The organism is Mangrovimonas sp. CR14, assembly GCF_011764015.1.
GTDB lineage: Bacteria > Bacteroidota > Bacteroidia > Flavobacteriales > Flavobacteriaceae > Mangrovimonas > Mangrovimonas futianensis.
The window spans coordinates 50,851-68,728 of record NZ_JAAFZY010000004.1 but is presented as its reverse complement, the minus strand read 5'-3'; the positions used below and the strand labels follow the sequence as shown (position 1 = coordinate 68,728).

Genomic DNA, 17,878 nt, shown 5'->3' with positions numbered 1-17,878 from the left:
TAACATCCCTTTGATTAATAATAGCTAATACAAATGTGCTTAAAACATCACTTTCTTACAATACTCAAATTGAGTATTTTTAAAAGAGTCCCTTGTTTGATTGATAGAGCCCTATAAGCTCACCTGTTGAATTGATTTTCAATTTTCTTAGAATATTGCGCCTATGGGTATCTACGGTGTTTGGACTAATATTCAACTTTAAAGCAATTTCTTTACTACTCTTTTTGAGTACCAACAACCTAATGATATCTCGCTCTCTATTACTAATGTTAGATTCTAACAACTTTTGTGAAAAGGTATTGAAATACTTGGTTTCATAAGTATTGGAATCATTCAAATACTTGGCAGTAGCAGTCACTTCAAACTTTAATCCGGGCTCTACTATGGTATAGTGCGCCAATCCAATAATAGGTTTCTTAAAGGCATCAAATGCAAGCGGTGTGGTATTTTGTATAACATTGACATATTCGTCCTGCCCATTCTTAAAACGATAGTTCCAAGTATAACTCATTCTGTGCCTTTCTTCTTCTGAAATCTCATTCATGGTAAACTCCATTAGAGAATTTAACGCTTCCAGCCATTGCTCCACATCATCTGGATGAATTCTACTCCAAAAATATTTCATGGCTTGGGTTTTAAACAAATGAGGCTCTATTCCAATGCAGGAATACATATTTTTACTCACATACTCAAAACCTAATTCCTGGGTATTCGTAATACAAAAAAATGTCGAGTTATGCGGAAGAAAGGCATCCAGTTCGATAATCTTTTTTATATGCTCTTCAATGGAAGGTGTTTTATAGGACTGAAAGATATCCTCATATAGCTTTTTGATATTTTTTAAAATCATGTAGTTAAAGTAGTGTGGAATAAATCTACTAAAAAAGCTATAAATATCAGAAAAATTGTGGGTCATACTGGATTCGAACCAGTGACTTCTACCCTGTCAAGGTAACACTCTGAACCAACTGAGTTAATGACCCTTTTTAAGTTACAAGGTAAAAAAAATCTCAACACTTCAGTATTGAGATTTTTTACTCTTGTGGGCGCTGAGGGATTCGAACCCCCGACCCCCTCGGTGTAAACGAGGTGCTCTGAACCAACTGAGCTAAGCGCCCTTGCTAACGGAATGCAAATATAAGGCAGTTTTTGATATGGCAAAACTTTTTTTGCAAAAAAAATTAAATTATTTCTGCCACCACAAAAGTACTCCCACCCACAAAAATAAGGTCCTTTGAATTCGCCTGATTTTTAGCTTCTGTTAAAGCTTGATTTACACTATTATATGCACTTCCTCTATAACCTTTTGCATGGAATTGCTTCATTAAAAGATCAGCATCCAATCCTCTAGGAACATCCGGTTTACAAAAATAATAAGTGGCTTTTTGGGGAAGCAATGTCCAAACATCTGTCAAATCTTTATCATTTACCACTCCAAACACTATATGAAGATGCTCAAATTCCAGATTATTAATTTGACTCATAGAATAAGTCAACCCCTCTTTATTATGACCTGTGTCACAAATCACCAACGGATCGTTGCCAATTATTTCCCATCGCCCTCTTAATCCAGTATTTTTAACCACGTTTAAAAGACCTGCCTGCACATGCGCTTCGGAAATAGCATACCCCTTAGATCGAAGAACTTTTACAGTAGCAACAACCGTTTGAATGTTCTTTTTTTGATATTCGCCTTTCAAATCACTCTCATATAAGTGACTATCTGTTTGATCAGCAAAATAAATATCCGATTCACAATTTTCAGCCATTTCAATGAACACCTGTTCTGTTTCTGATTGGGTTTCACCAATGATCACCGGAATATGAGCCTTAATAATCCCTGCCTTTTCCGCCGCTATCTTTTCCAAGGTATTCCCCAAGAACTGTACATGATCCTTTCCTATATTTGTTATCACAGAGGTCACTGGCTTAATAATATTAGTGGAGTCCAATCGCCCACCCAGACCAACTTCAATTACAGCGATATCGACTTTCTTTCGGTAGAAATACTCAAATGCCATTCCTGTTGTCATTTCAAAAAAAGACAAATTTTCTTGTTCAAAAAACGAACGGAATCTTTGAATAAAGCCAATCACAAATGCCTTTGACACAACTTGTCCATTGATGCGTATACGTTCCCTAAAATCCTTCAAATGAGGTGATGTAAATAAGCCTGTTGTATACCCTGCTTCCTGAAGTATGGAAGCTAACATATGACTGGTAGACCCTTTCCCATTGGTCCCCGCCACATGAATCGTTTTGATTTTTTGTTCGGGGTGTTTTAAATGTTTGGCTAGTTTTTGAATGTTGGCTAAATCTGCGCGAAATGCAGACTGACCTTGACGCTGGTACATAGGTAGTCTACCAAACATCCATTTTAAGGTTTCTTGATAGGTCACAACTTTATTGTCCTAAAGTAAAATTAACTCTTACAAATCCTATTTGCTTTGCTGGAGCCTTACTATCTGGGCGCCATTTATGGGATAAAGCAATTTTCCTTGCTGGATCCAGTAAACAAGAAGCTGTATTAGTGGTTCCTTTAACCCCTGGAGTTGCTTCTATCACATCCCCATTACGATTAACTACAATTTTGACAATGACCATTCCGGCCTCATTACAATCTTGTCTTAATGTTTGGTAGGTTGCTTTTCCCCTTCCATTCAACCCATATCCTACACCACCACTGCCGCTACCTGGGCCACCGAAATAGCTTGGCGCATAGGGATCACCATCCAATTGACCTTTATCTCCTGCCCGATTATCATCCCCTTCACTACCTGAAGACGTCCCATCAGATTTACTGACACCTCCAATCAAGGCATCCAATTTTTTCTTTTTGGCCTCCTGTTCTGCTTTTTCTTTGGCTACCCTTTCTGCTTCGGCTTTTGCTTTAGCGTCAGCCTCTGCTTGAGCTTTTGCCTTGGCTTCGGCTTCTGCCCTTGCTTTCGCGTCAGCCTCCTTTTGTTTCTTTATAGCAATCGCATCTTCTGTGTTTTGCGTTACAACTTCTTCTGCTTTAACCTGTTCAGCAGCGGCAGGTTGGGATTCAACTTGCTCGGGCTGTGCTGCTTCCTCGGGTTGTCTATTAACCTCTCGAGGTTCGGATTTAACAGGTTCCTTTGGCTGAATATTACCCGAACCAAAATCTGTATTACCAAAGTTGACAGCAACTCCATATTCCTCAGGAGGATCCATATAAGGTGGACCAACAACAAACAACAACAGCAAGATAATCACCACAATCAATGTGGTAATCTTAGCTGAATCCTTCTCATGTTTGGTCTCTAAATATTTCATCTTAGTTAGGGCGAACTGCCAAAATAACTTTATACTTATTTCTGTTGGCTATATCCATAACCTTCACAACATTATCTATCGGCACCGACTTTTCAGCACGTAAAACAATAACAGGATTGTCTTGGCTAGAAAGTGCTTTCTTTAATTCACCCTCAAGCATACTTTCTCCCACAACGCGTTGGTCTATGTAATAGGTCAAATCTTTTTTAATACTAACAGCTACGGTTCTTTTATTCTCAGTTTTACCACTCGCTTTAGGCAACAAAATATCTATAGCATTAGTAGTAACCAAGGTAGAAGCCAACATAAAAAAGATGAGCAACAGAAAAACAATATCCGTCATGGACGACATATTGAATTCTGGTGTTACTTTATTTCTTCCTCTAATATTCATATTAGATAGGCTCGTTTAAGTGATCTAAAAACTCCAAGGAATTTGCTTCCATTTGATAAACAACCTTGTCTGTTTTAACCACTAAATGGTTATAAGCCATATAGGCTACAATACCAACAATTAAGCCTCCAACTGTCGTGGTCATTGCAGTGTAAAGACCATCAGCCAAAAGTTTAATATCAATATTCCCTCCAGAATTGGCGATTTCGAAAATAGATAAAATCATACCGATTACCGTTCCCAAAAACCCAATCATAGGAGCCGCACCCGAAATGGTTGCCAGTACACTCACATTTTTCTCTAGGTTATAGATTTCCAAGCGGCCTGCATTTTCCAGTGCCGTGTTTATGTCGGCAAGCGGTTTTCCAATTCTTGTAATTCCTTTAGAAATCAATCGGGAAACTGGGGTATTCACCTGAGCACATAACATTTGTGCTGAATCAATTTTGCCATGAGATACATGGTCTTTTATTTGATTCATAAAATTGGCATCAATTTTTGAGGCAGCTTTGATGGCCAAAATACGTTCAAAGTAGATATAGATAGCACCAACCAGTAAAATAAAAAGTACCAAAATGATAAAGATACCAGCGCTTCCACCACTGGAAATCAATTCGATAATTGATAGTGTTTTTTCAACAGACTCCTGATCGGTTAGTACTTCAGCGCCTTCCTGAACGTCTTGTAAAAGTAGGTTTAACATATAAATTGGTTTTGGATAGCTTAAACGCTAATTATATAACAAAATTGTATTTAAAAAATTGTTCTTGTAAACATAAAGGCAATGGCTCCTGCTAAAAAGCCCACTAGAGCCAACCATGAAATCTTTTTTAGATACCAAAAGAAATCAATCTTCTCCATACCCATAGCTACCACTCCAGCAGCCGATCCTATAATTAGCATACTTCCTCCAGTACCCGCCGAATAAGCTATAAAATGCCAAAGTTCATTATCCATCGGTTCAGAGAACATTCCCAAACTGGCGGCTACCAATGGAACATTATCAATAACTGCCGATCCAACACCTAGTAATAAAACTACCAAATCGGATACTCCTGCATGGTGTAATTCTGTTCCCAACATAGGGGTATTAGCCTGTAGCGACTGAGCAAACTCAAATAAAATCCCTAAAGATTCTAAAGCAGCTACAGCCATCAAAATACCCAAGAAAAACAAGATACTTGGCATTTCAATTCGTGACAAGGAATGATGCACGGGACTATGATGTCCTTCATAATCGTTTCCTTCTCCTTCTGCTTGCGTGATGCTAAATCTGGTACTACTGTAAATCTCGGCAAAAATCGCTACAACACCCAACGCCAACATCATTCCGACATAAGGAGGTAAATGAGTAATAGTTTTAAAAATTGGAACAGATACAATCCCACCCAATCCTAAATACAACATGGTAGAACTGAATCTATTTTTTGGTTTATCTTCAGTTTCTTCTTCCTCAATTTCACCTTTAAAAATAGGCAAGAATGAAGCTATAAAAGTTGGCACTACCATACAAATAAGAGAAGGCAAGAACAAATAAACAAACAAATGCCCTGAAGATACTTTTTTACCAATCCAAAGCATGGTTGTTGTTACATCTCCAATTGGTGACCAAGCCCCACCAGCGTTAGCTCCAATGATTATTAAACCTGCAAACCAGATTCTTAATTCTCGGTCTTTAATTATTTTTTGAAGAATCGATATTAATACAATCGTAGCGGTTAAATTATCGATGATAGCTGAAAGACCAAAAGCTAAAAAGCCAAACATCCATAGAATACGCCTTTTGCTTTTGGTTTTAACATATCCCTTTATGGTAGAAAAACCATCAAAATAGTCTATAATTTCAACTATAGTCATCGCTCCCAATAAGAAGACAACAATCTCTGCAGTTTTACCCAAATGATGGAGCAAGGTTTCCTCCATCAGTTCGATTTTTGCTTCATGACCCAAAGTCCCAAAGGCTTCCATCAAATGATGCTCTGCAGAATCAAACCAATGCGGAAAAGCATCTATCCCCAATGCGATAATAGCCCAACAAATGGCCATCATAAGCAATGCAGGAATTAATTTGTCAATTTTTAAATTGTGCTCCAAGGTTATGGCCAAATAGCCAAGAACGAATGTGAGAACGATAATAGTTTCCATAAATATGTTTATTAAATAAGCTGGCTTAAGGCAATCTCAAAAGCGGTCTCGCTTATACCAGTCTTGTTTTGATTTTTCTCATGAACTTTTTCCAAAGCTCTTCTAATTGTGTCAGAGGTATCAGAAAAAATGGATTCGTCAGTCATTTGTACACGACGTTCCATAAAATAAGCAAATACTCGAGCCATACCACAATTGGAAATGAAATCTGGGATTAAACTTACTCGGTTATCTGTATGCTCCATTATAGGACCAAAGAAAATTTCTTTATCGGCAAATGGTACATTCGCTCCACATGAAATTACTTCAAGTCCCGTATCGATCATTTCATCTATTTGTCCTTTAGTAATCAATCTAGAAGCGGCACATGGTGCAAAAATCTCGGTTCTTAATGACCATACCCTCTGATTCATTTCTTCAAAAGGTATTAAATTTTCAGCGATTAACTTATTACCCTGTTTAGCCAAAAACAAATCGGTGATTTCTTCAAAGGTAAATCCTTCCTCTTTAATTAATCCACCTGCGATATCGATAATTCCAACAATTTTGGCTCCCATCTGAGACAGATAAAAAGCTGCTGCTGATCCTACATTCCCAAATCCTTGTACAATGGCACGTTTGCCTTCTACTGTACCTCCGTATATGTGATAATATTGCTTGACTGCTTCGGCGACACCAAACCCAGTTATCATATCAGCAATAGTATACTTTCTTTGCACACTTGGCGAAAAATAAGGATTTTCAATTACCTTAATAACTCCTTGACGCAATTGTCCTATCCTATTAATCTTATCGGCTTCAGTTGGCTTAAAATGTCCACTAAAAACCCCTTCTTGAGGATGCCATACGCCACTCTCTTCAGTAATAGGAATCACTTCATGAATTTCATCAACGTTCAAGTCTCCTCCAGTACCATAATAACTTTTCAACAAAGGAGATACTGCTTGATACCAACGTTCTAACACGCCTTTTTTTCGAGGATCATTTGGATCGAAATTAATACCTGATTTTGCACCTCCGATAGGTGGTCCAGACACGGTAAATTTCACTTCCATGGTTTTGGCCAAAGACAACACTTCATTCATATCCAATCCCTTTCTCATTCGGGTTCCACCTCCGGCAGCACCACCTCTTAAGGAGTTAATAACGGTCCATCCTTCTGCCTCAGTTTCTGGATCTTTCCAATTAAAAATAATTTCTGGTTCTTTAGCTTCGTACTTTTGAAGTAATTCTTTCATTCTAGGTTAGTAATTGAAGTTAACAAATATAAAAAACTTGCTATCCTTAAAAGTTAATTTTGCAATAATTTTAAGGATAATATATCATTCCGGAACTATGGTCTTTCCTAGCTCCCGTAACACTTTTTAAACAATTGATTTCATTATGAAATTTTAATACACCCAAAAAGCCGAATACAATAGCTTCTTTAAAATCAACGATTAATGTTTCTGGTATAATAACGGATGGTTTTGCATGGGATTTGATGCGCTCCATTAAGAATTGGTTATGCGCTCCTCCCCCAGTAACCAAAATATTTTGAGAAGATACTCCTTGAAGATTTTGTCCAATTTGAAAAGCGATATGCTCTACAAAAGTCCTTAATATAATTGGTAGTTCTAAACTGCAACTATCTATTCTAGGAAAAACCTCTGTATTTACCCATTCCAATCCCAAGGATTTTGGATAGGATTCGCCATAGAATGGTATTGCATTTAATTCTTTCAACAAACCTTCATCCACTCCCCCAGACTTGGCTAATACACCGCCTGCATCAAATTCCTTCCCAACTTTACTCACGTAATGGTTCAATACAATATTTACCGGACATATATCATATGCAACTCGGTTACCATCAACTCGCATAGATACATTAGCAAACCCTCCTAAATTGAGACAATAATCATAAGATCCAAATAACAATTGGTCGCCAATGGGTACCAGCGGAGCTCCTTGCCCACCCAGAGCCACATCCTCGATCCTAAAATCACATACCACGGGCAACCCTATCTTCTTGGATATTTCTGGCAAATTTCCAATTTGATAAGTCAAGCCCCTTTCAGGTTGATGTAAGGCGGTATGACCATGGGAACAAACCATATCAACTGTCCCTTTGGGAAACCGTTCAACAAAATCTACAATAATATGGGCTAAAAAATCGGTGTATTCAACATCCAAATCCAATAACTCATCCTTAGAAAACCCGACTAACCCCTGAAGTTTACGCTTCCAATTTTGGGGGTAAGAAACAGTCACTGCATCATGACAATCAAATTGCCAAGTTCCGTTTAATTTAGTGAAGGTAACATAGGCCAAGTCTATTCCATCTAAAGAAGTTCCAGACATCACCCCTACAACATTAAATGTTTCCATTATCATATGGCGTAAAAATATAAATCATTATTGAAAAAATGATACTAAAAGGTTATATTTGGCAACAATTTTTATCAAATCATTAATAAACAATCGTTTCTATGGATTTTTCATTAACTGAAGAACATATCATGATTCGTGATGCCGCTCGCGATTTTGCGAATACCGAACTTTTACCTGGCGTCATTGAAAGAGATGAAAAACAACAATTCCCGAAGGAATTGGTCAAAAAAATGGCCGACCTTGGTTTTATGGGAATTATGGTCGATCCCAAATACGGAGGAAGTGGCATGGATACCATTTCATATGTATTGATCATGGAAGAATTATCTAAAATTGATGCCTCGGCATCTGTAATGGTTTCTGTTAACAATTCCCTAGTTTGCTACGGTCTTGAAAAATATGGAAGCGAAGAACAAAAACAAAAGTATCTGACCAAATTGGCCTCAGGTGAGTTTATAGGAGCGTTTTGTCTTAGTGAACCAGAAGCAGGAAGCGATGCCACTTCACAAAAAACAACAGCCATTGACATGGGAGATCATTACCTTTTAAATGGTACCAAAAATTGGATCACCAGTGGAGGACGTGCCGATGTTTACCTAGTCATTGCTCAAACAGACAGAGACAAGGGACACCATGGAATCAATGCCCTAATTGTAGAAAAAGGAATGCCTGGATTTGATGTTGGCCCTAAAGAAGACAAATTAGGAATCAGAGGTAGTGACACGCACACGCTTCAGTTTAATGATGTAAAAGTCCCTAAAGAAAATAGAATAGGAGAAGACGGTTTTGGATTTAAGTTTGCCATGAAAACCCTTTCTGGAGGTCGTATCGGTATTGCTTCTCAAGCATTGGGAATCGCCTCTGGAGCTTACGAACTGGCAAAAAAATATTCTAAAGAAAGAAAAGCCTTTGGAACAGAAATCTGCAACCATCAGGCCATTGCCTTTAAATTGGCAGATATGGCAACAGAGATTGAAGCTGCCAGACATTTGGTTATGAAAGCTGCTTGGGATAAAGACCAAGGAAACAACTATGATACATCCAGTGCTATGGCCAAAGTGTATGCAAGTAAAGTTGCCATGGACACAACTGTTGAAGCGGTACAAGTTCACGGTGGTAATGGTTTTGTAAAAGAATACCACGTAGAAAGATTAATGCGTGACGCCAAAATCACCCAAATCTATGAAGGGACTTCAGAAATTCAAAAAATAGTTATTTCAAGAAGTATTTTAAGAGATTAAAAAAATCATTTAAATATGAAAAGGCCCAAACTATGTTAGTTGGGCCTTTTTCATTTATTGCTTATTGTGTTTTAAATTGACAGTAAGAATATACCCTTCTGCCAAAAAATACTTCTCTGATTTAATAACGTTAAGTAACCAATCCAAATGGTTTTTTGTACGTCTTTTAAAAGTGTAGTTGAGTGTGGGTTTCATAGGTTGTTGGTTTTAAAGTTCAACAATTATTTCACCGGCTAGTATTTAAATTTAACACCCAAGCATCTAAAAAACAGATTCTTACATGAAATTTTAGTTGAAATGAAGAAATAATCCCTTCTACCGTTAGATTTTGCTATTTTCTTCGATTAAAAACATAATGAAAATCACATTTCGGGGATCTTTCACCAAACAAAAGACATATCTTATCTTTAGTTTTATGCTTAAATAAAAGAAAACAAATAAATTAGCAAATGAATTATACCTAAAGGTCGATTCGAAAAATATCATTCTATTTCAATGAAAGTTAAAAGCCTTTTCTTATGCCTTATGTTTTCAAACCTTTGGATGTTTGCCCAAAACTGGTGCCTCACAACACAGTTTGAAAATCAGCTTAAAGAAATAGATTCCTCATATTTAAAATCCCTTCAAGAACAAAATCTAAGATGGGCTCTTTATAACAGTAAAAAGCTTTATGAAAAAGAGTCTTCAACCAATGAAATTTACCAAATCCCCATTGTCATTCATGTCATTCATACAGGTGAAACCATTGGCACACCTAAAAACCCAAGTGATGCCACCTTATTTGCATTGGTTGATGAATTAAACCAAGAATATGCCGCCACTTGGCTTGAAAACCCCAATCAAGATGAAGGAGGAACACCGGTTCCATTTGAATTCATTCTAGCACAAAGAACACCTGATTGTGAAGAAACAAATGGCATTGTTAGAATAGATGGCAGTTCTTTGGATGGCTATTCGGAATATGGTGTAGCATACCCGGGAGAAACCACTGGCGCCCTCGACTCAGATTTAAAAGCTTTGAGCATCTGGCCTAATACGGATTATTTAAACATTTGGATTGTTTCAAATATTCAAGGCGGCTTGGAAGGCAGTGGTGTAGCGGGATACGCCTATTATCCAGGGGTGGACCCGGGTATTGACGGCGTGGTACTTCACCACAGTTATACCAATTGGGCCATTACTCATGAAGTAGGTCACTCTTTCGGACTTCGACATACTTTTGAAGGTGCAGAAGGTGACATTTGCCCAATTAATGAAGACTGTACTACCCAAGGTGATTTGGTATGCGATACTGACCCCCACCTCTTGGTAAGTGGATGTCCTACCAATATAAATACATGTACTGGAACCTCCTTTGATCCCGTCAATCACAATTTCATGAACTATTCTTGGTGTCCCGACAGGTTTTCTGAAGGGCAAAAAGAGCGACTGATATTTATACTTGAAAACTATCGTCCTGGTTTAATTACTTCCTTAGGCACTACCTTACCAGAAGAGAATCCAAATGTTCCTCCAGAACCCATAGCCGCCAATTGTGAACCTTCTAGCATTTTGGTTCCCAATAACGAATTCAACGTTGGGATATTCAATGTCAATTTATCCGATTTACAATATACATCCTCGGGCTATACAGGTGATGGTTATCAATTCTATATAGACCACACGTTACAACAAGACTGCTATACACAGTTACCGTTTGTTGCTAACTTAGTAGCAGGAACAACTTATACTATAAGTATTACCACAGGCTTCAACTCTGAAAACGTGAGAGGCTGGATTGATTTTAACAACAATGGTATTTTTGAAGTTGAGGAATTAATCATATCAAGTGATGCAACGGGAGGTAGTTATGAAATACATACAGCAAACTTTGAAATACCCAATAGCGCCATTCTTTCAGAAACCTTGAGGATGCGGATTGCCAGTGATTATCAAGATTCCGCTATTCCTCAACCCTGCTCTGAACCATCGTTTGGGCAAACAGAAGATTTCATGGTCATTATTCAAGAAACTTTGAGTGCTGCATCGTTTCAAGTCTCAAATTTCAAGATATTTCCAAATCCAACCAAACACATGATACAGGTCAACAAAGACCTGAAACAATCCAAAGTTTACAACATGAGCGGTAAGCAAATTTTATTTTTTGGTAACCAAAACAAATTGGATGTTTCCCAATTATCATCAGGCATTTATTTTTTGGAATGTGAATTATGGACTGGAGAAAGACACATTAAAAAATTTGTAAAAATCTAACAAACAATCCGTCTTTGACCAAAAACATAAGGCACAAAAAACCCGAGATAATCTCGGGTTTTAGTTTTAATAATAATCTTAAAACTCTACATATTTCGTCGATACTGTCCTCCAACCTCAAACAGTGCCGAGGTAATTTGCCCTAAAGAACAAACCTTTGCCGCTTCCATCAATTCCTCAAACATATTTTCATTTTCCAAAGCAGCACGTTGTACTTTTTTCAAAGTATCTTCAATTCTATCAGCATAGGTGGCATGCAATTGCTCCAATGTTTTTATTTGGTTCTGCTTTTCTTCCTCTGTTGCTCTAATGACCTCTTTTGGCTGAACCGTTGGTGATCCCTTGCTACTTAAAAAGGTATTCACTCCAATTATCTGAAAATCACCATTGTGTTTTAAGGTTTCGTAATACAGACTTTCTTCTTGAATCTTGCTGCGTTGATACATCGTTTCCATAGCACCCAAAACACCTCCACGTTCGGTAATACGATCAAATTCTTGCAATACCGCTTCTTCCACAAGATCAGTCAATTCTTCAATAATAAAAGCACCCTGAATAGGATTTTCATTTTTAGCCAATCCCAGCTCTTTATTAATAATCAATTGAATCGCCATAGCCCTTCTTACAGACTCTTCAGTTGGCGTTGTAATTGCTTCATCATAGGCATTGGTATGCAATGAATTACAGTTGTCGTATATCGCATAAAGCGCTTGAAGCGTTGTACGAATATCATTGAAATCAATTTCTTGAGCATGCAAACTCCTACCTGAAGTTTGAATGTGATATTTCAACATTTGAGCTCTAGCATTGGCTCCATATTTATTTTTTAAAGCCTTAGCCCAAATTCGTCTGGCCACACGACCTATAACAGCATACTCGGGATCGATTCCATTACTAAAGAAAAAAGATAAATTAGGACCAAACTTATTGATATCCATCCCTCTACTCAAATAATACTCGACGTAAGTAAACCCATTAGCCAGTGTAAAAGCCAACTGGGTTATAGGGTTTGCACCTGCTTCCGCAATATGATAACCTGAAATGGAAACCGAATAAAAGTTCCTTACATTATTTTGGATAAAATATTCCTGAACATCCCCCATCAAACGTAGGGCAAATTCTGTAGAAAAAATACAAGTGTTTTGAGCTTGGTCTTCTTTCAAAATATCTGCCTGAACAGTTCCCCTAACTTGTGAAATGGTTCTAGCTTTTATTGTTTCATAAACCTCTTTTGGCAACACTTGATCCCCTGTTACACCTAACAACATCAACCCCAAACCATCATTTCCTTCTGGTAGTTCCCCAAAATATCGAGGTCTCTCTTTACCTTCATAAATATCATTTATCTTGGCCTCAACCTCAGCTTCCAAGGTATTTTCCTTAATATAAAGCTCACATTGTTGATCAATAGCTGCATTCATAAAAAAGCCTAACAACATAGGCGCCGGACCATTAATGGTCATACTCACAGAAGTCATTGCATCAGCCAAATTAAATCCGGAATACAATTTCTTAGCATCATCCAAACAACAAATACTCACCCCTGCATTACCAATTTTCCCATAAATATCGGGGCGGTAGTCAGGATCATTTCCATATAAGGTCACACTATCAAATGCTGTTGAAAGTCGTTTGGCCGGCATGCCCAAACTCACATAATGAAAACGTCTGTTTGTACGCTCTGGTCCTCCCTCACCGGCAAACATCCTGGTAGGATCTTCTCCTGTTCTTTTAAAAGGGTACAAACCTGAAGTGAACGGAAACTCGCCAGGAACATTTTCCTGTAAGATCCACTTCAGAATATCTCCCCATGCCGAATACTTTGGCAATGCTACCTTCGGAATTTGTGTATGGGATAAAGACTCAGTATGTGTTTCTATTTTAATTTCCTTATCCCTTACCATAAAGGAATAAATCGGCTGTCTGTATTTATTAACTTTTTCATCCCAGCCTAAAATAACCTCCCAATTGTAAGGATCTAAATTCATTTTTACTCTATCAAATTCTTTCTTCAAGAGGTCAATAAATTCAGAATTACCATTTTCTTTAGAAGCCTCCAAAACGTCATCGTCAATGCCATAGGCATTTAGTTTCAGTGAAGCATCTGAAACGCTTTCCAAAGCGGTAAAAATTCCAAATAATTTTTGGGCTACCTCAACCTGAGCTTCTACTTGCTTATCATAAGCCCGATTATTTTCTGAAATTTCAGAAAGATAACGGGTTCTAGCCGGTGGAATGACAAAAATCTTCTCACTCATTTCTTTAGAAACTTCAAACGTAGATTCTAAATCAGCTTGAGCTTTTTCCACTAACTCATCCATAACGGCTTTATAAAGGGAATTCATTCCAGGGTCGTTAAACTGGGATGCTATGGTACCAAAAACCGGCATATCGTCTGGATTGGCATGCCACAGGTTGTGATTACGCATATATTGCTTTTTCACATCCCTAAGAGCATCTTGAGCTCCTCGCTTATCAAATTTGTTGATTGCTACCAAATCAGCAAAATCCAACATATCTATTTTTTCCAACTGTGTGGCAGCTCCAAACTCAGGAGTCATTACATATAGAGACACATCGCTATGTTCCAAAATTTCGGTATCGGACTGTCCAATACCTGAAGTTTCCAAAATAATTAAATCAAACTGAGCCGCTTTTAAAACTTCAATTGCTTCATTTACGTGCTTAGATAGGGCCAAATTGGATTGACGTGTTGCCAAACTGCGCATATAGACTCTTGGCGAATTAATGGCATTCATTCTGATTCGGTCTCCCAATAGGGCTCCCCCCGTTTTTCTTTTGGAAGGATCTACAGAAATAATACCGATGGTTTTTTCTGGAAAGTCAATAAGGAATCGACGCACCAACTCATCTACCAAACTGGATTTACCAGCACCTCCTGTTCCTGTGATTCCTAAAACAGGTGACTTGGCTGTTTTATTTCTATCGTGAATGATATTTAGTGTAGCCTTGGCAACTTCCGGGAAATTCTCAGCCGAAGAAATAACTCTAGCAATGGATTTAACATCTCTGGATTCCAAATGATTTACTTCACCATTTAAATCATTGCCAACGGCAAAATCTGACTTCTCTACCAAATCATTGATCATTCCTTGCAATCCCATTTCCCTACCATCATCAGGAGAGTAAATTCTAGTGATTCCATAAGCCATAAGCTCCTCTATCTCTTCTGGAAGGATAACACCACCACCTCCACCAAAAATTTTGATATGGTCAGCACCTTTCTCCTTTAGTAAATCATACATGTATTTAAAATACTCATTATGTCCCCCCTGATAGGAGGTCATTGCAATGGCATTGGCATCTTCCTGTATGGCTGTATTGACAACTTCCTCAACACTTCTGTCGTGACCTAGGTGAATAACCTCAACGCCAGTAGCTTGAATAATACGACGCATGATATTGATAGCTGCATCATGACCATCAAAAAGAGAGGCCGCAGTAACAATTCTAACTTTATTTTTGGGTTTATATGGTGTTATTTGTTCCATTGATAAAAAAACAGTTTTAAAGCGGAACAAATTTAAAGAATATTCAACAAAAGGAAGTATCTACTTTAAATATTCTAAAAAAATAGATTAAAAAAAATGAGGTATGAAATAAGTTAATTGATATGCTGATTGCTTAACCCGTCCTCCAATAGTTTCTGAAATGCTGGATATGAGTGATTATGACGGATAAAAATTTGTTGGACGGCTCTTATAAATGGCAAAACCTTAAATAAGATTGGACCATTTTCTGAGGATTCCAAAAGTTCCTTCTGCCAGACCAAAAACAGCTCATTGAACAACTCTTTATGGGCCTCATAATTATTTTCAATCTGGAACAGCATACTTCTGGAATAACTCTTAAATAATAAGGGCATGTTAATGATGCGATTAAAAAAACATTTGGTTTGCTCAGCAATTTCCAATTCACTGTTCATGGTTCTAACGATAAAATCGTTCCTTTTCCTACCTTTAGTAGTCACCAACAGCAAAAAGGCACTAACAATCAAATCATCATGTGGCACTTCACTTCTGTAATAAAAATCAACCCCTATATTGGTATTGATAATCATGACATTTCTTTTTAGCAAATCCTTTAAAAAATGTTGTAACGTAAAAACATCTTTTGGTGTAACCAACAATTGACGTTTGTAGGCCTTATCAGAAATGCTAATTATTTTTAAATGAAAATGAGGTGTCATAACTTTTATCGAATTACTAAATTTAAAAATAAAAAGCGATATAATTAAACATTTACCAAAATACGACCTTGTTTTTATCTATTTTGATAATTATTTAATGTGAAATTGGCACTCCTTCTTTAATTATTACGCGTTGGCACACGGTTAACAAAACAATAATTCGCAATAAAGTTGATTGGCAATTAGTATCTTTACTCTCAAATTTAACCTCAAAATACTAATGAAAACAAAACTTCTAGCCCTTTGCTTAACCTTTACTATTTTTAGTTGTGCCGAATTGCAAGATGTAGTCAACAACCTTCCAGACACCACTCAAACTCCCGGTATAGGAAATTCAGAAATTGCTGCTGGCTTAAGACAAGCCTTAGATAAAGGCATACAAGAACAAGTAAGCAAACTCACTCAAACAGATGGTTTTTATAAAAATGACATGGTCAAAATTTTGCTTCCTGATGAATTGAAAAAAGTTGACAAAACATTAAGAGACATAGGCCTAGGTAATCTAGCTGATGAAGGTTTAAAACTTTTGAATAGAGCTGCTGAAGATGCCGTTAGTGAAGCCACCCCTATATTTGTTGATGCGGTAAAAGGAATCACCTTTAATGACGCTAAAAACATTTTACTAGGATCTGACAATGCCGCCACCCTTTACCTTGAAAATAAAACACAGGCAGCTCTATATGACAAGTTCCATCCGGTTATCAATAAGTCTTTTTCCAAAGTAGGTGCAGACCAAATTTGGACTACCTTAATTCAGAAATATAATTCAGTTCCATTCACTGATGACGTAAATCCAGACTTAACCGATTATGTGACTTCCGAAGCACTTCAAGGTGTTTACAAAATGATTGCTGTTGAAGAAAAGGACATCAGAAACAATATAGGATCCAGATCTACTGATCTGCTGAGAAAAGTATTTGCTCTACAGGATTAAATCTGAAATCATAGACCACAGAACCGAATAGCGAAAGTTATTCGGTTTTTTTGTATAAACCGTCAAACGCGATCTTGGGATCTTTTCCTTCTGTAAAGGTTTCCCAATACTGCCTTACGGTGCCATCAGGATTATTAGTCCATGTAATTTGATGATAGCTCTTTCTACCTTCTTGATCCATAAACCCATCTGATTTTAAAATCATTTGATTTCCATTCAAACCGCCTCTTAAATGTAATTGCCCGCCTTGATTATCAATCCATAATTGTTCCCACTGGTCAGTTGAAGCATTATAAAAACTGTAACTACTACCCGTAAAATTACCTTTAGCACTTTTCCAGTTTTCTTGAAGCGCACATCCATCCTGAACTTTAACAATTCTATTTGAACCTGCCTTTGTGCCATCTGTTTTATAAACCTGCCAATTTCCTACCCAAAAATCAAAGGCCAGATGGTTTTCTGCGCAACAACCACAATTTGGTTTTGTTTGAGCAGAAAGCTGCAAACCGATAAAAACAAACACAAGAATAACTAATCTACTCATAATCTATCATTTACAGTTAAAACTATTTAATTACAATTAATAAAAAGCTAATATTAACATAACATTAGACTTGAATTTTTACAACATCTTTGCACTACGCTATCAAGGCGTCACTTCACCATAAAATTTGAATTAGTAAGAGTTAGTTAGTTTAAGGAATCGGGTCAAGTCCTTTGACCCGATTTTTTTATCAACAATTACCAAATTTAACTTGCTGTTTTACAAGTTTTTAAATATATTTAAAATTCTAACGCGTTGTTACAATGAAAAATCTCACAAAAATTAGGACAACCCAATCTCGACTACTTAAACGCTACAAACAACTTATGGAGCAGGCTTATAATTTTCGAGAAACGGATTCAGCTTTGAGTGATATTTCGGAGTATGATGCTATCAAGCTTTTAAATAAAATAAATCGTTTAAAGTACCTTCACATCGATGAAGTTACAAGCATACCTCCTCCCTTGAATAATTAATATAATTTTAA

At 37.2% G+C, this 17,878-nt stretch carries 16 protein-coding genes and 2 tRNA genes; 4 read left to right on the top strand and 14 right to left on the bottom strand.

Going from position 1 to position 17,878, the window contains the following annotated elements; translation table 11 throughout:
• Positions 1-79: 79 nt before the first annotated feature.
• The 10 genes from GZ212_RS09055 to GZ212_RS09010 form a co-directional block, all read right to left on the bottom strand.
• Positions 80-850: a response regulator transcription factor gene (locus GZ212_RS09055; protein WP_166959202.1), complete on the bottom strand. Its 771-nt coding sequence runs from the start codon at positions 848-850 to the stop codon at positions 80-82.
• A gap of 58 nt (positions 851-908) precedes the next feature.
• Positions 909-983 (bottom strand) — tRNA-Val (locus GZ212_RS09050).
• A 60-nt stretch (positions 984-1,043) separates the two neighbouring features.
• A tRNA-Val gene (locus GZ212_RS09045) sits at positions 1,044-1,118 on the bottom strand.
• A gap of 63 nt (positions 1,119-1,181) precedes the next feature.
• Positions 1,182-2,372, bottom strand: coding sequence for a folylpolyglutamate synthase/dihydrofolate synthase family protein (locus tag GZ212_RS09040; RefSeq protein WP_240923791.1), 1,191 nt, complete (start codon positions 2,370-2,372; stop codon positions 1,182-1,184).
• Between the two features lie 31 nt (positions 2,373-2,403).
• Positions 2,404-3,297, bottom strand: a complete 894-nt coding sequence (locus tag GZ212_RS09035; RefSeq protein WP_166959198.1) for an energy transducer TonB — start codon at positions 3,295-3,297, stop codon at positions 2,404-2,406.
• 1 nt (position 3,298) lies between these two features.
• A complete protein-coding gene (locus GZ212_RS09030; protein ID WP_166959196.1) occupies positions 3,299-3,691 on the bottom strand; it encodes a biopolymer transporter ExbD in 393 nt (130 codons plus the stop codon).
• 1 nt (position 3,692) lies between these two features.
• Positions 3,693-4,394, bottom strand: a complete 702-nt coding sequence (locus GZ212_RS09025) for a MotA/TolQ/ExbB proton channel family protein (RefSeq protein WP_053972273.1) — start codon at positions 4,392-4,394, stop codon at positions 3,693-3,695.
• A 50-nt stretch (positions 4,395-4,444) separates the two neighbouring features.
• Positions 4,445-5,836 (bottom strand): sodium:proton antiporter NhaD, encoded by a 1,392-nt coding sequence (gene nhaD / locus GZ212_RS09020; RefSeq protein ID WP_166959194.1) that lies wholly within the window; start codon positions 5,834-5,836, stop codon positions 4,445-4,447.
• An 11-nt stretch (positions 5,837-5,847) separates the two neighbouring features.
• A complete protein-coding gene (locus GZ212_RS09015) occupies positions 5,848-7,074 on the bottom strand; it encodes a Glu/Leu/Phe/Val dehydrogenase dimerization domain-containing protein (RefSeq protein WP_166959192.1) in 1,227 nt (408 codons plus the stop codon).
• 70 nt (positions 7,075-7,144) lie between these two features.
• Entirely contained in the window at positions 7,145-8,206 is a 1,062-nt protein-coding gene (locus GZ212_RS09010) for an anhydro-N-acetylmuramic acid kinase (protein WP_370520469.1), read from the bottom strand.
• Between the two features lie 101 nt (positions 8,207-8,307).
• Between GZ212_RS09010 and GZ212_RS09005 the strand changes: the two genes are divergently transcribed.
• Positions 8,308-9,450, top strand: coding sequence for an acyl-CoA dehydrogenase (locus GZ212_RS09005; RefSeq protein ID WP_053972269.1), 1,143 nt, complete (start codon positions 8,308-8,310; stop codon positions 9,448-9,450).
• Positions 9,451-9,504: 54 nt separating this feature from the next.
• Here GZ212_RS09005 and GZ212_RS09000 read toward each other — a convergent pair whose 3' ends face one another.
• Positions 9,505-9,645 (bottom strand): hypothetical protein, encoded by a 141-nt coding sequence (locus GZ212_RS09000; RefSeq protein WP_166959188.1) that lies wholly within the window; start codon positions 9,643-9,645, stop codon positions 9,505-9,507.
• Between the two features lie 300 nt (positions 9,646-9,945).
• Between GZ212_RS09000 and GZ212_RS08995 the strand changes: the two genes are divergently transcribed.
• The gene (locus GZ212_RS08995) at positions 9,946-11,703 is read left to right on the top strand and encodes a GEVED domain-containing protein (protein WP_166959186.1); all 1,758 of its coding nucleotides are present in this window, start codon (positions 9,946-9,948) and stop codon (positions 11,701-11,703) included.
• 86 nt (positions 11,704-11,789) lie between these two features.
• Here GZ212_RS08995 and GZ212_RS08990 read toward each other — a convergent pair whose 3' ends face one another.
• Both GZ212_RS08990 and GZ212_RS08985 read right to left on the bottom strand, forming a co-directional pair.
• A complete protein-coding gene (locus tag GZ212_RS08990; RefSeq protein ID WP_166959184.1) occupies positions 11,790-15,215 on the bottom strand; it encodes a methylmalonyl-CoA mutase family protein in 3,426 nt (1,141 codons plus the stop codon).
• 113 nt (positions 15,216-15,328) lie between these two features.
• On the bottom strand, positions 15,329-15,913 hold the full coding sequence (locus tag GZ212_RS08985; protein ID WP_166959182.1) for a hypothetical protein: 585 nt from the start codon (positions 15,911-15,913) through the stop codon (positions 15,329-15,331).
• Positions 15,914-16,133: 220 nt separating this feature from the next.
• On the opposite strand from GZ212_RS08985, the gene GZ212_RS08980 reads away from it, so the two are divergent.
• Positions 16,134-16,847 (top strand): DUF4197 domain-containing protein, encoded by a 714-nt coding sequence (locus tag GZ212_RS08980; RefSeq protein ID WP_166959180.1) that lies wholly within the window; start codon positions 16,134-16,136, stop codon positions 16,845-16,847.
• Between the two features lie 37 nt (positions 16,848-16,884).
• Here the strand turns inward: GZ212_RS08980 and GZ212_RS08975 are convergent, their stop codons facing one another.
• Complete coding sequence (locus tag GZ212_RS08975; RefSeq protein WP_166959178.1) at positions 16,885-17,391, bottom strand: hypothetical protein; 507 nt, start codon at positions 17,389-17,391, stop codon at positions 16,885-16,887.
• A 263-nt stretch (positions 17,392-17,654) separates the two neighbouring features.
• On the opposite strand from GZ212_RS08975, the gene GZ212_RS08970 reads away from it, so the two are divergent.
• Positions 17,655-17,867 carry a Lacal_2735 family protein gene (locus tag GZ212_RS08970; RefSeq protein WP_053972263.1) on the top strand — a complete coding sequence of 71 codons (213 nt, stop codon included), beginning with the start codon at positions 17,655-17,657 and terminating at the stop codon, positions 17,865-17,867.
• Positions 17,868-17,878: the final 11 nt, after the last annotated feature.